The 22,352-nt window shown below is 71.5% G+C and carries 19 protein-coding genes and 1 tRNA gene; 5 read left to right on the top strand and 15 right to left on the bottom strand.

The window, feature by feature from the left end:
- Window positions 1–97 precede the first annotated feature (97 nt).
- Window positions 98–1,153 (top strand): pentapeptide repeat-containing protein, encoded by a 1,056-nt coding sequence (locus tag HHX30_RS43310; RefSeq protein ID WP_169983446.1) that lies wholly within the window; start codon window positions 98–100, stop codon window positions 1,151–1,153.
- 133 nt (window positions 1,154–1,286) lie between these two features.
- On the opposite strand, the gene HHX30_RS19720 is transcribed toward HHX30_RS43310, so the two are convergent.
- From HHX30_RS19720 to HHX30_RS19730, 3 genes are all read right to left on the bottom strand, one after another.
- Window positions 1,287–1,362, bottom strand: a tRNA-Leu gene (locus HHX30_RS19720).
- 241 nt (window positions 1,363–1,603) lie between these two features.
- Window positions 1,604–2,947 (bottom strand): NAD(P)/FAD-dependent oxidoreductase, encoded by a 1,344-nt coding sequence (locus HHX30_RS19725; RefSeq protein WP_169983447.1) that lies wholly within the window; start codon window positions 2,945–2,947, stop codon window positions 1,604–1,606.
- Between the two features lie 165 nt (window positions 2,948–3,112).
- Entirely contained in the window at window positions 3,113–3,910 is a 798-nt protein-coding gene (locus HHX30_RS19730; protein ID WP_169983448.1) for a uracil-DNA glycosylase, read from the bottom strand.
- Window positions 3,911–4,095: 185 nt separating this feature from the next.
- Here HHX30_RS19730 and HHX30_RS19735 point away from each other — a divergent pair, with 185 nt between their 5' ends.
- Window positions 4,096–5,301, top strand: a complete 1,206-nt coding sequence (locus tag HHX30_RS19735; RefSeq protein WP_311922617.1) for a cytochrome P450 — start codon at window positions 4,096–4,098, stop codon at window positions 5,299–5,301.
- 63 nt (window positions 5,302–5,364) lie between these two features.
- On the opposite strand, the gene HHX30_RS19740 is transcribed toward HHX30_RS19735, so the two are convergent.
- From HHX30_RS19740 to mfd, 9 genes are all read right to left on the bottom strand, one after another.
- On the bottom strand, window positions 5,365–6,360 hold the full coding sequence (locus tag HHX30_RS19740; protein WP_169983449.1) for a DUF1700 domain-containing protein: 996 nt from the start codon (window positions 6,358–6,360) through the stop codon (window positions 5,365–5,367).
- Entirely contained in the window at window positions 6,357–6,686 is a 330-nt protein-coding gene (locus tag HHX30_RS19745) for a PadR family transcriptional regulator (RefSeq protein WP_169983450.1), read from the bottom strand. Before HHX30_RS19745 ends, HHX30_RS19740 begins: the two co-directional genes overlap by 4 nt.
- Window positions 6,687–6,809: 123 nt before the next feature.
- The gene (locus tag HHX30_RS19750; RefSeq protein WP_211592230.1) at window positions 6,810–7,748 is read right to left on the bottom strand and encodes a Ppx/GppA phosphatase family protein; all 939 of its coding nucleotides are present in this window, start codon (window positions 7,746–7,748) and stop codon (window positions 6,810–6,812) included.
- Entirely contained in the window at window positions 7,745–8,341 is a 597-nt protein-coding gene (locus HHX30_RS19755; RefSeq protein ID WP_169983451.1) for a DUF501 domain-containing protein, read from the bottom strand. The genes HHX30_RS19750 and HHX30_RS19755 overlap by 4 nt, the downstream gene beginning before the upstream one ends.
- Window positions 8,338–8,790 (bottom strand): septum formation initiator family protein, encoded by a 453-nt coding sequence (locus HHX30_RS19760; protein WP_310742356.1) that lies wholly within the window; start codon window positions 8,788–8,790, stop codon window positions 8,338–8,340. The genes HHX30_RS19755 and HHX30_RS19760 overlap by 4 nt, the downstream gene beginning before the upstream one ends.
- A 149-nt stretch (window positions 8,791–8,939) precedes the next feature.
- The gene (gene eno / locus HHX30_RS19765; RefSeq protein WP_169983452.1) at window positions 8,940–10,220 is read right to left on the bottom strand and encodes a phosphopyruvate hydratase; all 1,281 of its coding nucleotides are present in this window, start codon (window positions 10,218–10,220) and stop codon (window positions 8,940–8,942) included.
- Window positions 10,221–10,302: 82 nt separating this feature from the next.
- Entirely contained in the window at window positions 10,303–11,292 is a 990-nt protein-coding gene (locus HHX30_RS19770; RefSeq protein WP_169983453.1) for a MazG family protein, read from the bottom strand.
- 48 nt (window positions 11,293–11,340) lie between these two features.
- Complete coding sequence (locus HHX30_RS19775; RefSeq protein ID WP_169983454.1) at window positions 11,341–12,030, bottom strand: SurA N-terminal domain-containing protein; 690 nt, start codon at window positions 12,028–12,030, stop codon at window positions 11,341–11,343.
- A gap of 52 nt (window positions 12,031–12,082) precedes the next feature.
- Window positions 12,083–15,580: a transcription-repair coupling factor gene (mfd, locus tag HHX30_RS19780; RefSeq protein WP_169983455.1), complete on the bottom strand. Its 3,498-nt coding sequence runs from the start codon at window positions 15,578–15,580 to the stop codon at window positions 12,083–12,085.
- Between the two features lie 228 nt (window positions 15,581–15,808).
- Between mfd and HHX30_RS19785 the strand changes: the two genes are divergently transcribed.
- Window positions 15,809–16,540 (top strand): methyltransferase domain-containing protein, encoded by a 732-nt coding sequence (locus HHX30_RS19785; RefSeq protein ID WP_169983456.1) that lies wholly within the window; start codon window positions 15,809–15,811, stop codon window positions 16,538–16,540.
- A gap of 4 nt (window positions 16,541–16,544) precedes the next feature.
- On the opposite strand, the gene HHX30_RS19790 is transcribed toward HHX30_RS19785, so the two are convergent.
- A complete protein-coding gene (locus HHX30_RS19790; RefSeq protein WP_169983457.1) occupies window positions 16,545–17,816 on the bottom strand; it encodes a hypothetical protein in 1,272 nt (423 codons plus the stop codon).
- Window positions 17,813–18,331: a SigE family RNA polymerase sigma factor gene (locus HHX30_RS19795; RefSeq protein WP_169983458.1), complete on the bottom strand. Its 519-nt coding sequence runs from the start codon at window positions 18,329–18,331 to the stop codon at window positions 17,813–17,815. Before HHX30_RS19795 ends, HHX30_RS19790 begins: the two co-directional genes overlap by 4 nt.
- A 54-nt stretch (window positions 18,332–18,385) precedes the next feature.
- Between HHX30_RS19795 and cysC the strand changes: the two genes are divergently transcribed.
- Complete coding sequence (cysC, locus tag HHX30_RS19800; protein WP_283246816.1) at window positions 18,386–19,675, top strand: adenylyl-sulfate kinase; 1,290 nt, start codon at window positions 18,386–18,388, stop codon at window positions 19,673–19,675.
- Window positions 19,676–19,691: 16 nt separating this feature from the next.
- On the opposite strand, the gene HHX30_RS19805 is transcribed toward cysC, so the two are convergent.
- Window positions 19,692–20,723 carry a glycoside hydrolase family 26 protein gene (locus HHX30_RS19805; RefSeq protein ID WP_169983460.1) on the bottom strand — a complete coding sequence of 344 codons (1,032 nt, stop codon included), beginning with the start codon at window positions 20,721–20,723 and terminating at the stop codon, window positions 19,692–19,694.
- Window positions 20,724–21,045: 322 nt separating this feature from the next.
- Here HHX30_RS19805 and HHX30_RS19810 point away from each other — a divergent pair, with 322 nt between their 5' ends.
- Window positions 21,046–22,314, top strand: coding sequence for a YveK family protein (locus HHX30_RS19810; protein ID WP_169983461.1), 1,269 nt, complete (start codon window positions 21,046–21,048; stop codon window positions 22,312–22,314).
- Window positions 22,315–22,352 lie beyond the last annotated feature (38 nt).

Genomic DNA, 22,352 nt, shown 5'->3' on the forward strand with positions numbered 1-22,352 from the left:
ACGCCATCGACGCGGTAACTCGTTCTTAGGGGATCTTGTAACCAGGGACGTACTCGAACCTTGTAATGGCTTGCCCATCCACACCCGAATGAGGGGTGTGAAGCGAATCATGTTCACGGCCGGGCGTGGGCCGTTCCGGCGCCGCTCCTCGATTCCGGCTCTGACGGCCGAAGAAGTGGCCACCCTAACGCCGAAGGACCGCGAGGAGCTGCGGTATCAGCAAGTCCAGGGCCGCTTACAGGTGGTGAGTACCCTCACGGTGGTGCTCGGTGTCGTGTTCACGGCCCTGGGATTGATCTATACGGCGAGAACTCTCGAAGCCACACAACAAGCACAGATAACAGACCGATACGCGAAATCCGTCGAGCAACTGGGAAACAAGGATTCCCTTGATTCGCGCATCGGCGCGATCTATGCGTTGGAACGGCTGGCGACAGACTCCGCCCGAGATGGAGAGACGATCGCCGAGGTCTTGTCCGCCTTCGTTCGTGAGCACGTTCGCAAGTACGCCCAGGGAAAGCGCGAGGCGGCACCCGTTCCCGAGAGCGACGTCCTCGCTGCGCTCAGCGTCCTCGCACGGCGTCTGAATCCGGCCCACAAGTGGTCGATGGACCTGCAGGGGCTCGATGCGCATGGGCTCGATCTGAACGGTCTGGATCTTCGCCGGGCTGACCTGAACCACGCGCGCATGTCCGACGTTCATCTGGAGGGCGCACGTCTGGAGCAAGCCCGACTCGAACAGGCGGACCTCACGAAATCGCATCTCGGAAACGTCCACCTGGACGGCGCTGACCTGCGCGGTGCCCGACTCATCGAGGCCTACGCGGGAGGCGGCGCGCTGCCAGGGGCGGACCTTCGCGACGCCTACCTGGGCGAGGCGCACATCAAGGGGGCGGACATGCGACGTGTGCGACTCGACGGCGCCGACCTGAACGGCGCCGTGCTGAGTGGCTCCGATCTTACCGGTGCCACCCTGACGGGCGCCGACCTCACCGGAGCCGACCTCACCGACGTGAAGCTCACCAACGCCCACCTGGATGACGCCAACCTTATTGGCGCCTTCTTATACGGAACCGATCTCCGCGACGTGACCGGAATCGACCCGGCCGAGGTGCGCCGGATCGCCAAGACCAACGCCACGACCAGGTTCTGATGCTCACCGGGCATTTACTGCGGGCGGGACCGGCGACTAGTCGATCGATGCCAGCCGTAGACAGCCGGGCACGGTAGAGCAGTGGGCGAACGCACTCTGCGCTGGCCACGGCCTCGTGGGTGCTGGAAGGCGATGGTGCCCCCGGTGGGACTCGAACCCACACCACAGCCCTTTTAAGGGGCTTGCCTCTGCCATTGGGCTACGGGGGCGCCGCGATCATATGTCACGGATCACTCCTCTGTAAGCAAGTTACGTCTTACGCGGCTTGTCCCCCTTTCCACAGTGGGCGAACGGCGCGGGTGGCCGCCACCCGGTCAAGGTCCGGGAGACCGTCCGCACCTTCTCCCCCGTCCATCACACCAGCATGGCAGAGCCGCGGGAACACGGAACGGCCCGGCGGCGGGTGCCGCCGGGCCGTCCGGTGTGCTGGGGTCCTGCCGCTGCGAGCGGTCAGCGCCTGCGGCCGCTCTCCGCGGCCGCCCTGAACTCGTCGCGCGGGTGCTCGATCTCGCCGAGGGAGATCGTCTCGCGCTTGAAGAACAGCGACAGCGTCCAGTCCATCACCACGCGGACCTTCCGGTTGACCGTGGGGACCCGCGACAGGTGGTAGGTGCGGTGCATGAACCAGGCGGGGAAGCCGCGCAGCTTCAGGCCGTAGACGTTGGCGACGCCCCGGTACAGGCCGAGCCCGGCGACCGAGCCGGCGTACTTGTGCCGGTAGTCCTTCAGCTTCTCCCCGCGCAGGTACGCGGTGACGTTGTCGCCGAGGACCTTCGACTGCCGTACGGCGTGCTGCGCGTTGGGCGCGCAGTACTGACCGGGCTTGGTCATGTCGGGGACGCCCGCGATGTCGCCGGCGGCGAAGGCGCCCTTGACGCCCGCGACCGTCAGGCGCGTCGTGGTCTTGATCCGGCCGCGCTCGTCGAGCGGCAGGTCGGTGGAGTTGACGATCGGGCTCGGCTTGACGCCGGCGGTCCAGACGATCGTGGCCGACTCGAACTCGTCGCCGTCCGAGGTCTTGACCAGGCCGCCCTCGCACGACTGCAGGAACGTCTCCATCTTGAGCTCGATGCCGCGCTCGCGCAGCTGCTCGGCGGTCCACTCGCCCATCTCGGGGCCGACCTCGGGCAGGATCCGGTTGGACGCCTCGATGAGCACCCAGCGCAGGTCCTTCTTCTCGATGCTCGGGTAGTAGCCGATCGCGTCCTCGGTCATGTCCTCGAGCTCGGCGAGGGCCTCGATGCCCGCGAAGCCGCCGCCGACCACGACGAAGGTCAGCGCCCGGCGGCGCACGTCCTCGTCGTCGCTCGACTCGGCCCGGTCGAGGAGGGCGAGCACCCGGTTGCGCAGCGCGATGGCCTCGCCGACGGTCTTGAAGCCGATGGCCGCGTCCTCCAGGCCGGGGATCGGCAGCGTACGCGAGATCGAGCCGGCCGCCATGACGACGACGTCGTACTCCATCTCCCGGGACTGGCCCGCGCCGGGCTCGAAGGTCAGGGTGCGCGCCTCGTGGTGCACCTTGGAGACCTTGCCGTTGAGGATGCGCACCTTTGGCAGCACCCGGCGCAGCGGGGCCACGACGTGGCGCGGCGAGATGTTGCCGGCCGCCGCCTCGGGGAGGAACGGCTGGTAGGTCATGTACGACTGCGGGTCGATGAGCGTGATCCGCACGCTGCCGTCGCGCAGCTCACGGCGGAGCGTGCGCTGGAGACGTAGAGCCGTGTAAAGGCCCACGTACCCACCGCCGACGATGACGACGTGCTTCCAGTTGCGGTCTGCCACGATGCCCTCCATGCTTGTGAAAGCATTCACAAGCCTACGTCACAAGATGGCAATCGCACCAATCCACTAGGGCCGAAAGTCCAGTGATTTTCCCCACTTAGTCATCTTGAGATGAGATTTCTCAGGAAAATTCCTGCAATCTTCCCTCAGTGACCGACTTCACACTCGTGAAATCGTTCACAAGGTCCCCAGGGCCGAGGCACGGGCGAAGACCGCGTCGAGCATGTCCGCGGTGACCCGGCCGGTGAAGGTGTTCTGCTGGCTGGGGTGGTAGCAGCCGATGAGCGTGACCGGGGCGGCACCGTAGGAGACGGGCACCTCCACGCCGTGCCCGAACGCCGGCCTGCGGGGCGGCAGCGTGAACCCGGCCGCGCGCAGCGCGGGCCACACGGCCTGCCAGGCGAAACCACCCAGGGCGACGATCACCCGGGTCGTGCCCGCCACCAGCGCGAGCTCCCTGGCGAGCCAGGGGAAACAGGTGTCACGCTCCTCCGGCGTCGGCTTGTTGGCGGGTGGCGCGCACCGCACCGCCGCCATCATCCGCGCGCCGATCAGCCGCTGCCCGTCGCCCGCGTGCACGCTGGTCTCCTGCGCGGCGAGCCCGGTGCGGTACAGCGAGGCGAACAGCCAGTCGCCGCTGCGGTCGCCGGTGAAGATCCGGCCGGTCCGGTTGCCGCCGTGCGCGGCGGGGGCCAGGCCCACGATGAGTGTGTGCGGCTCCTCGTCGCCCCAGCCCGCGATCGGCCGGCCCCAGTAGGTCTCGTCCGCGAACGCCCGCCGCTTGACGTCGGCGACCTCCTCCCGCCATTCGACGAGACGCGGGCAGGCGCGGCACACCGACTGCCGGGCCGTCAGGTCGGCCGGCGTACGGCTCTCTGCCGCGAGTTTGGCGACCTCGCGGGCGTTCTGGGCGACGGGGGTGTCCGGGGCCGCGGGGTCGCCCGGCCAGCCGGAACCGGGAGGAACGAAGCTCATGACACCGATCGTGCCAGGTCAAAGGGGATGCGTCGGTCGAAACCCAGATCTCCTCGCGATCATGCCCCGCAGCCGGCGTCGCACGCGCGGGGACCGGCACGCCGCGGCCACGGGTGTCCCAAGGAGGTCATACCGAGGAAGATTCCAATCTTTTCCATCGCGCGGGAGGTGGGTACGTACGGCCCGTGTCCATCGACTCATGCCCCCCGCTGTTCGGCCCGGCGTTCGACGCCGACCCCTACCCCGCCTACGACTGGCTGCGCCGCAACGCGCCGGTGACCCGCGTGCCGCTGCCCGGCTGCGAGGCGTGGCTGGTCACGCGGTACGAGGACGCCGTGACCGCGCTCACCCATCCCTCGCTCGCCAAGGACCCGGCGGCGGGCTCGCCCGAGTGGCAGGCCGCCAATCTCGGCCTGCCCCTGGACCACCGGCCGGGGCTCGCCCGGCACATGCTCAACGCCGACGGAGGCGACCACGCGCGGCTGCGGCGGCTCGTGAGCGCGGCCTTCACCCCTCGCCGGATGACGGGGCTGCGCGCGCGGGCGCTGGAGGTGACCGACGCGCTCCTCGACCGCCTCGACGGCCCGGAGGCGGACCTGGTCTCCGGTCTCGCCTATCCCCTGCCGATCACGATCATCTGCGACCTGCTCGGCGTGCCGGAGGAGGACCGGGCCACCTTCCACCGCCACGCCTCCGTGATCGACTCGGCGGCGGCGTCCGAGGTGGAGGAGATCACCCGCGCCACCGACGCCCTGGAGAGCTTCCTGGCCGACCTGGTCGAGCTCAAGCGCTCCCGGCCGGGCAACGACATGCTCACCGACCTCGTACGGCGGTCCAACCAGGGCGAGATCGACAAGAACGAGCTGACCTCGACCGCGTTCCTGCTGCTCGTCGCGGGTCACGAGACGACCGTGGCGCTGATCGGCAACGGCCTGCTCGCGTTGCTGCGGCATCCCGGCCAGGCGGCGGCCCTGCGCGCCGACCTCTCGCGGCTGCCGGACTTCATCGACGAGATGCTGCGCTACGACGGTCCCGTACGGAACGCGACCTGGCGCTTTCCCACCGAGCCCGTGGTCATCGGCGGCCAGGAGATGCTGCCCGGGGAGCCCATCCTCGTCTCGCTGCTGGCCGCCAACCGGGACCCGGCGGCGTTCGCCGACCCGGACGCGTTCGCCCCTGGCCGCGTCGGCGAACCGCACCTCGCCTTCGGCCGGGGCCCGCACTACTGCATCGGCGCCGCCCTGGCGAAGGTGGAGGGCGAGGCCGCGATCGGCCGGGTGCTCGAACGGTTCCCCGACCTGACCCTGGCCGCCGATCCCGCCACGCTGAGCTGGTGGCCGAGCGCGATCATGCGCGGCCTGTTCTCCCTGCCCGTCCGCCTGCACGGCTGACGTCGCGCCAACCGGCTCCGTCCACATGACGGAGCCGGAGTGCGGACGCCCTGCCGCCGGAGGTCAGCGCGTCGGCGTGGCGGAGGGCGACGGGGAGCCGGACGGCTCACCGGAGGGCGTGGGCGTCGGTGTGGGCGTCAGTGTGGGCGACGGCGCGGCGGGCACGCAGGTCGCCTCCGGTTCGGTGGGATCGGCGCGGTGCTCGACCGGCCTCAGCGGCAGCGGGTAGGCGTTGCGGATGGGCGGCTCCCCGTCGCAGGGGATGACCAGCTCCTGGTCGAAACCCTGCTCCACCGTGATCGGGTTGCCGTCCTGGTCGTAGAGCCGGACGTTGTGCAGCGGCGTCCCGTCCTCGGCGTACGGGAAGATGTTGTGAACGTCCCCGCCCAGCGACGACACGCTCTCCACCCGTACGCCCAGCGCGCGCACCTCCGGCTGAGGGCCGTAGTCGAACGCGACGCTCCGCGACGACGTGCTGGGGACGTCGGCCATCGCCCCCAGCACGAGGGCCGCGGCCAGCAGGTTGGCCCCGAGCAGCAGCACCCGGCCCCAGCGCGACGCCCCCGTACGGCCGCGCCGGCCCAGCCACACCGACCCCCAGACGACCGCCAGCGTGAACACCCACGCGGGGATGTCGCCGGGGACCAGCCCCGGGGCGCTGATCGGCGCGAGCACGCCCAGCGCGATCGCGTAGCCCCGCAGCACCCACCACGCGGGACGCAGCTCGGGGGCGAAGACGGCCGCCTGGCGGTAGGGCGGCAGCACGAGCAGCCGCGTGTGAACGCGCCGGACGGCTCCGGTCACCCGCTCGCGCAGCCGCCCGCCCAGCGAGGAGTCGCCTCCGCCCTGCGGCCTCCCGCCGTAGGCGGCCCGCAGCTCGGCGGCGTACGCCTCGGGGCTGCCGAGGCGTTCCTCCAGCGACATGCCCGGCTCGGCGGCGACCTCGGCGAGATGCTCGTCCAGGTCCTCCAGCAACGTCTCCCTGTCGCGGGCGGGGAGATCGGCGAGCGCCTCGCGTACGGCGGCGGCGTAGTCCTGGGGCGTCATCGGGGGGTTCATCCTGGGTCGACCTCCTTGAGCAGGTCGTTCATGGTGGCGGCGAAGGACGTCCACGTCTTCGCCGAGGTCTGCAGGAGCGAGCGGCCCACGTCGTTCAGGCCGTAGTACTTGCGGTGCGGCCCCTCTTCGGAGGCGACCACGTAGGAGGTGAGCGCTCCGGCCTTGTAGAGCCGGCGCAGCGTCCCGTACACCGAGGCGTCGCCGACGTCCTCCAGCCCGGCCTCACGCAGCCGGCGCACGACGTCGTATCCGTAGCCGTCGCGCTCGGCGAGCACCGCGAGGACCGCCAGGTCGAGGACTCCTTTGAGGAGCTGGCTACTGTCCACGCAACGCACAGTACTACGCATTGCAGAATAGTGCCAAGATCTTGTGCCACGCTCCGGGCGGCGACGCGGGTCAGACCCGGCGTGCCGAGGCCGTCGCTCCCTGAAGCGGGCTTCTTCTCAGGCTCAGGCGAGGGACCAGGCGATGCCGTCGAGGATGTCGTGCTCGCTCACCACGACCTCGGAGAAGCCGTAGCGGCGGACGATGCGGTCGAGGATGAGCGCGCCCGCGCCGATGACGTCCACCCGGCCCGGGTGCATGACCGGAATGGCCGCCCGCTCGTCGTGCGTCATGGCCAGCAGCCGCGCGGACACCTCGTGGACCCGCTCGGCGGGGATGCGCGAGTGGTGGATGCGCGCCGGGTCGTAGGCGGGCAGGCCGAGCGCGATCCCGGCGACCGTGGTGACCGATCCGGCCAGGCCGACCAGCGTGCGCGCCGTGCGCACGGGGACGCTCTCCTCCACCCGGTCCATGGCCGCCTCGATGTCGGCGACAGCGGCCTCCACGTCCCCGGCGGCCGGCGGGTCGTCGCGCAGGTGGCGCTCGGTCAGCCGTACGCAGCCGATGTCCACCGACAGCGCGCCCTCGACGGACCGGGAGCCGACGACGAACTCCGTGGATCCGCCCCCGATGTCCACCACCAGACAGGGCGTCTCGGCGGCGGACCCGGGGAGGCCCCGGGTGGCGCCGGTGAAGGACAGCCGCGCCTCCTCGTCACCGGTCACCACCTCCGGCTCCACGCCGAAGATGTCCCGTACGCCGGAGACGAAGTCGGCCCGGTTGGCGGCGTCGCGCGTCGCCGACGTGGCGACCACACGGACCGGCACGGGGCCGTCCGGGGAGTGCTCCCTGATCAGCTTGGCGTACCCGCGCATGGCGGTGAAGGTACGCTCCAGGGCCTCCGATGCGAGCCGTCCCGTGCGGTCGACGTCCTGGCCGAGCCGGACGATCTCCATCCGCCGCTCGACGTCGGTGAGGTCGTCGCCCGAGATGTCCGCGATCAGCAGCCGGACCGAGTTGGTCCCGCAGTCGATGGCCGCGACCCGCTTCGTTTCCACGCTCATCCCTCCCGGCCTCCGATCGCCTCTTCCGGCTTCTCCACGACGACGCAGGGGCCGTCGGCCCACCAGTCGGGCAGCGCGTCCAGGGCCTCCCGGCCGAACGGGTTGACCCCCGGCGCGGCCAGTTCGTGGGCGACCAGCGCGTGCAGGCACTTGACCCGGTCCGGCATGCCGCCGGCGGTCTGCATGTCGCGCGGCAGCGGCTCCAGGCCGTCCTCACCGGCCGCGCGGTCGCGGCGGGCGACGTAGTCCTCGTGGGCCGCCCGGTACGCCTCGGCCAGCTCGGGGTCCTCGGCGAGCCGTGCCTGCATCCGCCGCATCAGCCCGGACGACTCCAGCGTGCCGATCGCCGAGGCCGCCCTGGGACAGGTCAGGTAGAACAAAGTCGGGAACGGCGCGCCGTCGGGCAGCCGGGGCGCGGTCTCCAGCACGTCGGGCAGGCCGCAGGGGCACCGGTGGGCGACGGCCCGCACCCCGCGCGGCTCCCGCCCGAGCTGCGCCCGCGCCGCCTCCAGGTCCGCCTGGTCCACCGCGCCCACCTGGTCGTCCGCCACGTCGATCTCCTCGCCTGTCACGATGCCCGCCGCGGTCCTCATCCCGCCGCCGGGGACGGAGTCGGCGTCGGCGCCGGGCTCCGCTGCCCCTGCTGGGGTACGGCGGGCCGCCCCTTGTCGGCCGCCTCGAACGACCGCCAGAGCGTGACGTACCAGGCGGGCCGCTCCGGCGGCTTCGTCCCGGCCTTGGCGGCGGCGGTGCCGGCCTGCTCCTCGTCGAGCACCTGGTAGCAGTCCGCGCCCGGCTCGCAGTAGAACAGCCGCTCCTTGGCCAGGCGCTTGATGTATTCGGGGTCCTCCAGCCGCCGGCGCCGCTCCTCCAGGTTCTGGAGCTTGCGCAGCGCGTTCGCCTCCTGCTGCTCCAGCTGGGCGATCTGCCGGCGCTGGGCGACGTACTCCCGCACGGGGTAGGCCAGGCTCATGGCGATGGCGCACACGACGACCGCGAGGATCGCCGCGCGCCCGGTGAGCTGCGGCCGCTTCGCCGCCACGAAACCACCCCTCCCGGCCGGTCAGCGCATGGCCCGATCGACGGCCACACTAACCGCCCGTCCCGGCCGTCCACGCCCCATATCGCGTGGGCACTCGCCACACCGCGTGTGCGGGGCGTGTCCAGCCGGGCTACCCGCGTGTGCCGCCGCTATCCCTGGAAGCGCGGGAAGGCGGCGCGACCGGCGTACCGCGCCGCGTCGTCGAGCAGCTCCTCGATGCGCAGGAGCTGGTTGTACTTGGCCACGCGGTCCGAGCGGGCCGGGGCACCGGTCTTGATCTGGCCGCAGTTGGTGGCCACGGCGAGGTCGGCGATCGTGGTGTCCTCGGTCTCGCCGGAGCGGTGGCTCATCATGGAGCGGTAGCCGCTGCGGTGGGCCAGGTCGACCGCGTCGAGGGTCTCCGACAGCGTGCCGATCTGGTTCACCTTCACCAGCAGCGCGTTGGCCGCGCCCTCGGCGATGCCGCGCCCGAGCCGCTCGGGGTTGGTGACGAACAGGTCGTCGCCCACGAGCTGGACCTTCGCGCCGAGGGAGGTGGTGATGGCCTTCCAGCCCTCCCAGTCCTCCTCGTTCAGCGGGTCCTCGATGGAGACCAGCGGGTAGGAGCGGACCAGGTCCTCGTAGAAGGCGATCAGCTCGGCGGACGACACGCCCTTGCCGTCGATCGTGTAGACGCCGTCGTTGTGGAACTCGCTGGCCGCGACGTCGAGCGCGAGCGCGATGTCCTGGCCCGGCGTGTAGCCGGCCTTCTCGATGGCGACCAGGATCAGGTCGAGCGCGTCGCGGTTCGACGGCAGGTTGGGCGCGAAGCCGCCCTCGTCGCCCAGGCCGGTGGCGTAGCCCTTCTCCTTCAGCACGCTCTTGAGCGTGTGGTAGGTCTCCGCGCCCATGCGCACGGCCTCGGAGAACGTCTCGGCCCCGATCGGCGCGATCATGAACTCCTGGATGTCCACGTTGGTGTCGGCGTGCGCGCCGCCGTTCAGGATGTTCATCATCGGCACAGGCAGGATGTGCGCGTTCGGCCCGCCGACGTAGCGGAACAGGGGCAGGTCGGCGCTGTCGGCGGCGGCCTTGGCGACGGCCAGCGAGATGCCGAGGATCGCGTTGGCGCCGAGGCGGGCCTTGTTGGGCGTGCCGTCCAGGTCGATCATCGTCTGGTCGATGAGACGCTGTTCCTCGGCGTCGAAGCCGATCAGCTCGTCGGCGATCTCGTCGGTCACGCCGAGGACGGCCTTCTCGACGCCCTTGCCGAGATAGCGCTTCTTGTCCCCGTCGCGCAGCTCGACGGCCTCGAACTGGCCGGTGGATGCGCCACTCGGAACGGCGGCGCGGCCGGTGCTGTAGTCGTCCAGCAGTACCTCGACCTCGACCGTGGGGTTCCCACGGGAATCGAGAATCTCGCGGGCGGTGATGGCCTCGATGGCAGCCACGAACGCTCCTAGCAGAATGGCGGGCGGTTTGCCATCCGAGCCTATCGGTCCCTACTACTCGGTACGGCGGAGGGCCGCCCGTTCACGGCGTGTCCGGCGGCGTCACCCGGTGATCGCCCTCCCACTCCTCCACGCGCCGCCGGTACTCCCTGGCCGCCGCCCTCAGCTCGGCCTCGGGGTCGAGCCCCGCGTCCTGGGTCTCCCGTACGAGCGCGAACAGGCGGGCGCCGGCGGGCGTGGGGAGGTCCTCGGCGAGCACGCCGGGCGCGCCGGCGCGGCCGGCCCGGCGCAGGAGCTGGGCGGCCAGGGAGATCGCGGGCTGGCCCATGGGAACACCGCTGAGCACCGAGCCGGTCTCCCCCTTGGCGGCCCGCTCCGCCGCCTTGATCGTCTCCCAGTTGTCGCTGACCTCACCGGCGCCGGAGACCTCGACGTCCGCGAACACGTGGGGATGACGACGGACCAGCTTCTCCACGATCCCGGCCGCGACGTCGTCGATGTCGAAGCCGTCCCCATCCGTCCCCATCCGCTCTTGGGCGAGACGAGCGTGGAACACCACCTGGAGCAGCAGGTCGCCGAGCTCCTCGCGCAGCGGCGGGCCGTAGTCGCCCTCGTGGATGGTCTCCAGCACCTCGTAGGCCTCTTCGACCAAATACGGCACGAGCGACTCATGGGTCTGCTTGCGGTCCCACGGGCATTCGCGGCGCAGGCGGTCCATGACCTGGACGAGATCGAGCAGCCGGGCCCCGGGCAGGTCGTAGGAACCGGGCACGACCTCGATCTCCGGCGGCTCGTCCAGGGAGATCGCGGCGTGGCCGACCGCGCGCATGAAGTCCTCGTCGCCGTCCTGCGCGGCCAGCCACACGATCGTCTCCGTACGGCTCTCGCGGGCGATCGCGCCGGGGTCCGGGGTCACCACCTCGACCCGGACGCCGGCCTCGTCGAGGAAGGGCAGACAGGGGTGGTCGGGGGTGCCGGTGAGCACCCGTCCCCCGGTGAGGGCCTTCCACGCCGCGGGCGCGAGCAGCCCCGGAGCGACCCTGGGCGAGGTGGTCACCACGATCAACGCCATGTCCCCACCCTAGTCACCGCTCATGGCGTATCACGGCCGCCGTGGGCGTCAGCCGGCTTGGGGGGCGCCTTCCGCACCTTCCGCGCCCGCCGCGCCCGCACCTTCCGCGCCTGCCTCGCCTGCGCCTGCCGCGCCCGCACCGGGCGCGCCGGCGGCTCCGCCGAAGCGGTCGTCGGCGACGAAGCCCTGCTGGGGGTCGAACTTGCCGTAGCGCGGGCTGTACTTCACCGGCACGGTCGAGTCGGCCTCCTCGACGATCTTCTGGAGGGCGGCCTGCTGGCTCGCCTGGTCCTGACCGGCTCCGGACTGCTGCGCCAGCTTGTTGCGGACGATGACGGCGCGGATGAACTCGCGGCTCTCGTCCAGCGGGATGCCGTTGGCCAGCAGCACCTTGTTGAACTGGTCCCAGCCGCCCTGGGCGACGGCGACGTCGTCCACCTCACGGTCGGTGACCGTGACGCCCTTACGCCGGCCGAGCTCCTGGAACTGCCTGCTCGTGGTCATGTTGAGCAGGACCGTCTGCGGCAGCGAGAAGGACAGCTGGAGCTGATTTTCGGGGATCTTGTTCGCGGCCAGGTCGGCGCGCAGCTCGCGGACCTCGTCGTTCAGCTGACTGGAGGTGATGCGCTCATTGCCCACGATTGCCGCGGAACCCGCCTGCACGGGACCGCCGCACGCGGTCACGGCGATACCGGCCGCCGCCAGCGCCACGGCGACGCGCACTCGATACGACTTCACGGACGATCCTCCCGAACGACACCGGCCACGCATATGTTGACAATTTCGCGGGTCACTGTACCCGCATCGGCTCCAGGAACAGGGCCTCGACCAGGTCCCCGCACCATTTCAGCAGGTCGAGGTCGCGAAGCGGCTGACCGCCGATCGGTTTCGTCTTGGGCACCGGGACGAGCAGGATGCTCGTCGCCTGCTTCCAGAGCGAGCGGGGATAGAGCCGCTGCAGCCGCACCTGCTGGGAGTCCTTCAGCTCCACGGGCGCGAACCTGATCTGCTGGCCCTGCAGCGTCACGTCCGTCAGCCCGGCCCGCCGCGCCTTGATGCGGAAGCGCGCCACCTCCAGCAGGTTGTCCACCTCCTGGGGCGGCCTGCCGTACCGGTCGGTGAGCTCGTCGCGGACGGCCGTGATGTCGTCCTCCGAGCCGATCGCCGCGATCCGCTTGTACGCCTCGAGCCGCAGGCGCTCGGAGGTGACGTAGTCGTGCGGCACGTGGGCGTTGATCGGCAGCTCGACCTTGACCTCGGGCCGCTCCTCCACCTTGCTCTCGCCCGCGAGCTTGGACTTCTGCTCCTGCACGGCCTCGGCCATCATCCGGACATACAGGTCGAAGCCGACGCCGGCGATGTGTCCGGACTGCTCGGCCCCCAGGATGTTGCCGGCGCCGCGGATCTCCAGGTCCTTCATCGCGACGTACATGCCGGCGCCCATCTCGGTGTGCTGGGCGATGGTGGCGAGCCGCTCGTGCGCGGTCTCGGTCAGCGGCGACTCGGGCGGGTAGAGGAAGTAGGCGTAGCCGCGCTCGCGGCCCCGGCCGACCCGGCCGCGCAGCTGGTGGAGCTGCGACAGGCCGTAGTTGTCGGCCCGGTCCACGATCAGCGTGTTGGCGTTGGGCACGTCGAGGCCGGACTCGACGATCGTGGTGGAGACCAGCACGTCGAAGTTGCGCTCCCAGAAATCCACCATGATCTTCTCGAGCTGGCTCTCGTTCATCTGCCCGTGGGCGACCGCGATCCGCGCCTCCGGCACCAGCTCGCGCAGCCGCGCGGCCACCTTGTCGATCGTGCGGACCCGGTTGTGGACGAAGAACACCTGGCCGTCGCGCATCAGCTCGCGCCGGACCGCCGCCGCGATCTGCTTGTCGTCGTACGGCCCGACGAAGGTGAGGATCGGGTGCCGCTCCTCCGGCGGGGTGAGGATGGTCGACATCTCGCGGATGCCGGTCAGACCCATCTCCAGCGTCCTCGGGATCGGCGTGGCCGACATGGCGAGCACGTCGACCTGCGTGCGCATGTGCTTCATCGCCTCCTTGTGCTCGACGCCGAACCGCTGCTCCTCGTCCACGATGATCAGGCCCAGGTCCTTGAACTTCACCTCGGGCGACAGCAGCCGGTGCGTGCCGATCACCACGTCGACCGCGCCCGTACGCAGGCTGTCGAGGGTCTCCCGCACCTCGGAGTCGGTCTGGAAGCGGGAGACCGGCTTGACGGTGACGGGGAAACTGGCGAAGCGCTCACCGAACGTCGACAGGTGCTGCTGCACCAGCAGGGTCGTCGGCACGAGCACGGCGACCTGCTTGCCGTCCTGCACCGCCTTGAACGCCGCCCGCACCGCGATCTCGGTCTTGCCGTACCCGACGTCGCCGCAGATCAGGCGGTCCATCGGGACGGGCCGCTCCATGTCGCGCTTGACCTCGTCGATCGCTTCGAGCTGGTCGCCCGTCTCGGCGTACGGGAAGGCGTCCTCCATCTCCCGCTGCCAGGGGCTGTCGGGGGCGAACGGGTGGCCGGGGGAGGCCATCCGGGCCGAGTAGAGCCGGATCAGCTCGCCCGCGATCTCCCTGACGGCCTTCTTCGCCCTGGTCTTGGCCTTGGCCCAGTCGGCCCCGCCCATCCGGTTGAGCGTGGGCGCCTCGCCGCCGACGTACCGCGTGACCTCGTCGAGCTGGTCGGTCGGCACGTAGAGCCGGTCGCCCTTGGCGTACTCGATCACCAGGTATTCGCGGGTCGCGCCCTGGATCGTGCGCTGGACCATCTCGATGTAGCGGCCCACGCCGTGCTGCTCGTGCACGACGTGGTCGCCGACCTTGAGCTGGAGCGGGTCGACCATGTTGCGGCGGCGCGACGGCAGACGGCGCATGTCCTTGGTGGACGCCTTCTGCCCCACCAGGTCGAGATGGGTCAGCACGGCGACGTCCGGCGTGACGAAGCCATGGTCGATGCGGCCCGTCGTGACCTGCACGACGTCCTTCGGCGGCGGGCCGTCGAGATACGGCACCAGCCGCGCCGCCACGTCCACGCCCTTGAGCAGCTCGACCATGCGCTCGGCGGGGCCGTGCCCCTCGCTCAGCAGCACGACGGCCTTGCCCGCGCCCAGCCAGCCCTTGATGTCGGCGAGCGCCCGCTGGGTGTCGCCCCGGTAGGCCTCGACGTCCTGTGCGTCCAGCTCCGCGCCCTCGCCGAACGGCGCGATGCTCCACCACGGCTGGCCCAGCTCGCGGGCGTGGTCGCGCACCTCCTCAAGCGTGCGGAAGGCCGCCGCCTCCAGGTCGATCGGCGCCTCGCCCCCCGCCGCCGCGGCGATCCACGACGCCTCCATGAACTCCTGGCTCGTACGCACCAGCTCGACGGCCCGGCCGCGGATGCGCTCGGGGTCGCAGACGAACACGGCCGACCGCACCGGCAGATGATCGAGCAGCAGGTCCATGGCCCCGGCGAGCACGGGCGCGAACGCCTCCATGCCCTCCACCGGGACCCCCTCGGCGAGCTGGTCGAGCACATCCTTCAGCGCCGGGTGCTCCTCCCCCAGCTCGCGGGCGCGCTGACGTACGTCGTCGGTGAGCAGCAGCTCCCGGCAGGGCGCGGCGAACAGGCCGTCCTGGGCGACCTCCAGCGAGCGCTGGTCGGCCACCTTGAACCAGCGGATCTCCTCGATCGTGTCGCCCCAGAACTCCAGCCGCAGCGGGTGCTCCTCGGTGGGCGGGAACACGTCGAGCAGGCCGCCGCGCACGGCCACCTCGCCGCGCTTCTCCACCATGTCCACCCGGTGGTAGCCGTTCTCGACCAGCCGGGCCACGATGTCGTCCAGGTCGGCCTCGTCGCCGGCGCGCAGCCGTACGGGCGCCAGGTCGCCGAGACCGGCCACGATCGGCTGCAGCAGCGAGCGGACCGGGGCCACCACGATCCGCAGCGGACCCGCGGTCTGGTCGCCCTCGATCGGGTGCGCCAGCCGCCGCAGCACGGCCAGCCGCTGGCCGACCGTGTCGCTGCGCGGCGACAGCCGCTCGTGCGGCAGCGTCTCCCAGGCGGGAAAGACGGCCACGGAGTTCTCGTCGACCAGGCTCGTGAGCGCGGCGGCCAGATCCTCCGCCTCGCGCCCGGTCGCCGTGACGGCGAGCACCGGCCGTACGCGGGACAGCGCGGCCACGGCGAACGGCCGCAACGCGGGCGGCGCCACCAGCTCGGCACCGGGATCGGCGGACTGCCCGGCCGCGTCGAGCGCGGCGGCCAGCCTGGGTTCGGCGGAAACGAGGTCGAGCAGTCCGGAAAGAGACATCGATGCCTTCAAAAGCCCCGTGACTTAGACAGCCGGCGTGCGGACGCGGCCCCCGGCATCCGGCCGACCCCCGCCTGCGCGAAGATCCACGAGATGCTCCCAACCGGGCCGCGGCTATCCAGGCTACGCCCTGTCCGCCCGCCTCGCTCCGCTCGGCCGCTCGGTCCGGGCAAGATGGGTGACGGCAAATGCGCAACTCAACGTCCTCAAATGATTACTCTCAGTCGTATGACAGAGGTTCGGTTGTCGTCCGCGGACCAGGACGACGTGTTCAGCCAGCGGATTCGCGAGCAGTGGACCGACCAGCTCGGACGGCGGCTCGACATCCTCATCGCCGGATGCGGCCGGGGCGGCGCCCTCGACGTGGGGCGGTACGAGCCGAGGATGACGGGGGTGGACGAGGACCTGCCGCCCCTGCGGGCGCACACCGCCAACCGCGGCGACCTGGAGGCGTCCTACCTGGGCGACCTGCGTCTGGTGCCGATCCCGCCGCGCTCCTTCGACGTCGTCTACGTCTCGTTCCTCCTCGAACGCATCCACCACGCCGAGCTCGTGCTCGACCGGCTCGTCGCGGGGCTGCGCCCCGGCGGGCTGCTGCTGCTGAAGATGCGCGACCGGAAGTCGGCGTACGGCTTCTGCGACCGGGTGACCCCCCGCTGGCTGCGGCGGACGCTGTGGCGCACGCTCGCCCCGGCCGGGTCCGTGGGGCCGCTCCCCGCGGTCTACGAGCCGCTGGCCTCCCGGGAGGGCCTCCAGGCGTACTGCCTCATGCGCGGGCTCATGATCGCCGAGGACTACTCGGCGGTGAGCGGCCCGGCCCGGCGGGGACCGCACAGCGGCCTGGTCGCGGTGGTCTGCCGGGCCGTGGCCGCGCTCTCGCGAGGCGGGCTCAACGGCACCGAGGACGAGATCACCATGGTGATCCGGCGTCCGCAGAACCACTTCGCCCGCCTCATCTGAGCCGCTACCTGAGCGTCAGGATCGGCTCCCACGCCTCGGGCTTCTGGCTGTGCTTCCGGTCCGCCGTCAGCGGGACCGTCTGCCTGCCGTCGACGCTCACGAGGACCAGGCCGTTGCGGAACTCGTTGTCGCACGTGCCCGCGCAGCCCAGCGCGACCAGGCGGCGGTCGTCGGCCCAGGCGAGAAGCTGGAGCACCTGCTGACGGCCCACGACCTTGCCCGTCGACAACTCGGTGACCTTGGTCGGCATGCCGTCCCGGCCCGCGAGGAGCGTGCCGTCGGGCGACACGCCCGCCTTCGACTCCGTCGCGACGTGGCCGGGAGGCGCGTCGTGCGGTCTACCCGCCAGGTCCAGGAAGGCGTCGTGCCACCGGGAGAGGCTGCGCTCGCGGATCAGCGTGCCGTCGCCGCTCCACGCGAAGTCGCGCCTGACGTTGCTGTTGTCGGTCCAGCAGGGATCGACGGCGTGGAAGTCCCCCGCCGTCGCGGTCGCCACGTCGACGACGTAGAAGCCGGTGCGGCTGGTGGAGACCGTCTGGAACCGCGGCTGCCGGGGGTCCTCCGGCGTCGCCGCGACCCGTGCCGGGCACCGCCGCCCGTAGTGGACCGAGTCGCGGCTCAGGTCGGGATGGTCGTCGTAGGCGGTGGCCACGAGCTGCGTGCCGTCGGGCGACCAGGAGACGCCTCCCACCAGGTGATCCACGGACACCCATGCCCTCACCTGGCGCTTCTCCATGTCGAAGATCCCGATCCTGCGCGCGGGAAGGTCCTTCTCCAGGACCGCCGCCCAACGCAGGCCGGGCGCGACCTCGGCCCAGCCCCACTCCGTCTTCTCGTAGCTCTCCGTCACCGGATCGAGGAGATACCACGTGCGGTCCATCACCTCACGCCCGGCGACCGCGCGCCGCCGCCACGTGAAGTAGGCGGAGACGGCCACCCGCCCTGCCGCGATCATCTTCTTCGGCGGCGAGTTCTCCGTGTCGGCGAGCACGTCCCGCGCCGGGGACGACGCCCGGTACGGATGGACGCGGTACGGCTGGACGGGCACCACCACCGGCGCGCCGCCGGTGTCCACCGGCGGCGCGAACCGGGGAGCCACGACCAGCGGCACCAGCAGGGCCACGGCCGCCACGAGCGCCGCGCACGAGACCGCCCCCGCGAATCTCGTCAGGCGCAGTCGCGACCGGCGGCGCAGCGCGCGTTCGGCGAGGTCGGCGGGCACGTGGACCTCCCGCGACCACTCCTCCAACGTCTGCTTCAGCATCCGGGGCGTCATGAGATCACCTCACTCAGGCGCAGATCGGCGAGTTCCGGCGCGGTCGCCCGCAGCCGGGCGAGGGACCGGTGCGCGGTGCTGCGCACGGTCCCGACGGAGCAGCCGAGGATGCGGGCCACCTCGTTCTCGGGCAGGTCCTCCAGATACCGCAGCACGAGCACGGCGCGCTGCCGGGACGTCAGCCGGGCGAGCGCGCGGCGCAGGATCATCCTCAGCTCGGCCTCGCCGGTGTCCCCGCGGCCGGCCGGGTGCTCCGGCACGTCCGCCACGCTGACCTCCCGCTGCCGCCACGCCAGCCGCCACCAGCTGACCTGCTGGCGGTACATGACCTGGCGCACGTACGCCTCGGGCTCGTCGAGCCGCCCCCATCGCGTGACCACCTTGGCCAGGGCGGCCTGCAACAGGTCCTCGGCGGAGTGCTGGTCCCCTCCGGTCAGCAGATAGGCCAGCCGCATGAGCGCGGGCGCGCGGGCCGACACGAATTCGCGGAATCGTCGCTCCTCTGCGGCGTCCACGAGCACCTCCTCGGATCAATGTCTGCCTGTAGACGCCCTGGGCACGGGCGCGCTATGCGTGCCGATGCCAGTAGGGTGCGTATCCGACCCCATCGAGGTCCGATCGATCGAGCGGAAACGGATGCCATGACCGAGTGGACGCCCGACGCGCGTGAGCTGGCCGACCTGGAGCTGCTGCTGTCCGGGGCGTACGCGCCGCTGACCGGCTTCCTCACCTCCGCCGAGGTGGAGAGCGTGGTCGACCGCGGACGGCTGCCCGGCGGCGCGCCCTGGCCCGACCCGATCACCGTCACGCTTCCCGACGAGTTCGGGCCCGGCGACCGCGTGACGCTCAAGGACCCCGAGGGCGCGGCGGTCGCGGTGCTGACCGTGGTGGAGCGGGACGGCCACCACGCCGCGGGACCGGTCGAGGCGCTCGACGCCCCCGTGTACGGTCCGTTCGCCCGGCTGCGCCGTACGCCGGAGGAGGTGCGCAAGGACCTGCCCGACGGCGAAATTCTCGCGGTGACCATGCGCGGGCCGCTCGACTCCGCCGCGCTCGACGACGTCGCGGCGACCGCCGAGGAACTGGACGCGGCCGTGCTCCTCATGCCCCTCGTCTTCGGCGAGGGCGGCCCGGCCGTGGTACGCGCCGCGCTCAAGGCGGCCGAGCGGCTCCCCGGGGCGACCGTGGTCGCGGTGCCGCTCGCGCCGCGCGAGGACACCGAGATCGACCTCGAGCTCCGCGAGCACGTGGCCCGCAACTACGGCGCCACCGAGCACTTCGCCGGCCCCGCGCCGGTCACCATCCCCGGGCCGCCGCACAAGCGGGGTCTCGTGGTGTTCTTCACCGGGCTGTCCGGCTCGGGCAAGTCGACGATCGCCCGGGGGCTGCGCGACGCGCTGCTGGAGCGGGGCGGCCGCGCGATCACCTACCTGGACGGCGACGTCGTGCGGCGGCTGCTGTCGGCGGGGCTCACGTTCTCGCGGGAGGACCGCGACCTCAACATCCGCAGGATCGGCTTCGTGGCCGCCGAGGTCGCCCGCCACGGCGGCCTCGCCGTCTGCGCGCCCATCGCGCCGTACGCCGCGACGCGGGACGAGGTGCGGGCGATGGTCGAGGAGGTCGGCGGCGACTTCCTGCTCGTCCACGTGGCCACGCCGCTGGAGGAGTGCGAGCGCCGTGACCGCAAGGGGCTGTACGCCAAGGCGCGCGCCGGGCTGATCCCGGAGTTCACCGGGATCTCCGATCCCTACGAGGAGCCGGAGGACGCCGACCTCGTCCTCGACACGACGGACATGACGGTCGAGCGCGCGGTCGGCGCCGTGCTGAACCTCGTCACCGCGGGCGGCTGGGTCCGCTGAGGCGTCCGCCGAAGGTTCAGGAGGGCGGCACCGGCGTCGACGTGAAGCGGGGCAGCCGTCCGAGCTGTGCGAACGCCCGGGTGGCGCCCGGCGTGGTGTCGAACCTGGTGTCGCCCCGGGGCGCCAGCGGCGAGTCGAAGTAGACCAGCGCCTTGATCTGGGGGTAGTCCCCGATCTGGCGCCGGACCGACTCGAAGAAGTCGCGCTTGAATGCCGGTGCCCCACGCCGCTCGAAGGCGCCCCACTCGGCGACCATGATGGGCTTGGCCGGGAACCTGGCCTGCATCCACCGGTAGAACCCGGGCCAGCCCGGCGCGTCGGGCCGTGTCTTGTCGACCAGCCCGGCGAAGTCGCGCACCCGGTCGTCGGCGTACGGGTCGAAGGCCACCCAGTCGACCACGTCGTCGCCGGGAAAGAGCCGGCCGAACCACGGCTTGACCGCCCAGTTGGGCGCGCCCATGTAGGTCATCACGGTCACCGCGTTGCGCACGCCCTGCTGGCGCAGACGCGTCACCACGTGGCGGTACATCGCGACGTAGTCGGCAGCCGTGTATCCCCCGCCCTCGCGTACGTCGTTCTCCGGTTCGTGGTGGATCGTGAGGAAGAACCGGCCGGGGAAGGTGCGCCGGATGTGCTCGGCGAGCCGGTCGACCCGCCCGTCCACCTCGCCGCGCGCGACCTCGGCCCAGGTGTGGTCGAGCGCCGGCTTCCAGTTCACCAGCAGCAGCCGGGGCCCCTTGGCGATCTCCCGCTCCTCGGCGGTGGGGAAGAGCTCGCCGCCCCGGTGGTAGACGTGCACGATGTCGGCCCTGCGGCCCATGCGCCGTTCGGCCATGTCCACCGCGCGAATCGGGCCGCGTCCGGAGAAGACGTCGGGCGCGATCCCCCACCACGCCCCGCACGTCGGGATGAGCTTGTCGGTGACCGCGCAGGCGACCGGCGTCGTCGCGGCGCCGCCGCCCGGCACCCGCCCGCTCGTGGCGGTGCCCGTGCAGGCCGTCGCGCACGCCCCCGCCACCAGTACGGCCACGCCGGCGATGAGTCTCATCGCGCCCCCTTCCTCGGCAGACCCCGCAATGAACGGATGGGCAAACACCATCCCATCAATTCCCGTGGCTTCGGAAGCCGTTTCCCCATCTCACATGTACGGAAATATCCAGTTTCATCGGCTAATTGAGCGGCCGTTGCCTGGCCCGAATTCGCCAATAGCCGGGGACGAAACGCCGCGGCGGCCTATAGTTCGAGACCGGATCCCGCCGGACCGCCGCCGGGACCACGAACGCGCCCGGCGGCTTCTCCCTCATTCCGGGGGCCACAGCTCCCCGCACTGAGGCCGCGGCCGCGTGACGAACGAGGGCACGGGGAGTTCGATGAGCCTGCCGCCGCAAAGCCGTCACCGGGTGGATCACGGTCTGGCGGAGTACGGTTCGGTGCTCGGACGCAGGCGTCTGGTCGCCGCCGTCTGCCTGCTCGCGGGAGTGGGCGGCGGAGCCGCGGCGCTCGCGCTGACCCCCGAGCGTTACACCGCGGCCGCCCAGGTGCAGGTGCTGCCGACCGGCGCGCAGGAACAGTTCAACGTGCCGAACGCGCGGCAGCGGGAAACGCTCAATCTCGACACCGAATCACAGATCGCCCGGTCTGCGGTCGTCTCCGCCCGGGCCGCCGAAATGCTGAAAAATCCGAATCCGGAGGAATTACGGGAACACGTGACAGTGGACGTTCCCCCCAATTCCGCCATTCTTTCCATTTCGTTTTCCGCGTCCGATCCCCAAGCCGCGGCGGCGGGAGCTCAGGCGTACGCGGAGGCGTATCTGCGCAACCGCACCCGCGCCGCCGAGGACGCGATCGGCGCCCAACTCAAGCTGATCGCCGCGCGGCTGCGCGAGGTCGAGAACGATCTCGACGAGGCCACCGCGAGCCGTACCGCGACCACTCAGACCACGGCGGCCCAGACCACGACAGCCCAGACCACGACAGCAGGGGGCGCGGCCGGGCTGGGGACCACGCGGCGGCAGGCCATGCTCGCCCGGCAGGTGTCGGACCTCACGCTGCGCTACGACGCGCTCAAGACCGTCGCGGTGACGCCGGGCACGGTCATCAGCCCCGCCAGGCCGCCCGCGCGACCGGCCCATCCGAGCCCTCCGCTCTTCCTCGGCAGCGGCCTTTTCCTCGGCGTCCTCGCCGGGGCGGGCGCCGCGTTCGGCCGCGACCGCCTGGACACCCGCGTCCGCACGTGTGCGGACATCGAGAGGCTGTGCGGCCTTCCGCTGCTCGCCGAGCTTCCGGCCAGGCCGGACTCCGGGATCCTCGACGAGATGGCCGCCGCCGTCGCCACGTCACTGGGCGGCGGGCCGCACCGGCTGCTCCTCGAAGGCGTCGGGGTCACGAGCACCGCCAGGCCGCTCGCCAAGGGCCTCGGCTCCGCGCTGGCGCATCTCGTGCCGGTGACGGTCGTGACCGGCCGGTCCGCCCACCCCGACGCCGCCCTGCTGCTGGTCGGCCTGCGGCGGGCGACCTCCCCCGAGGTCGCCCGGGCTGTACGGCAACTCTCCCGGCAGGGCGCCCGCGTGCTCGGCGCCGTCGCCGTACCGCCGGGGTTCGTCGCGCCCGTCCCCGAGACCGCGGAGTGGGGCGCGTGAGAGCCCCCGGTCCCCGCACCGCGAACGGTACTGCGCCG

The sequence above is a fragment of the Microbispora sp. H10836 genome, from assembly GCF_012999525.1.
Lineage (GTDB): Bacteria > Actinomycetota > Actinomycetes > Streptosporangiales > Streptosporangiaceae > Microbispora.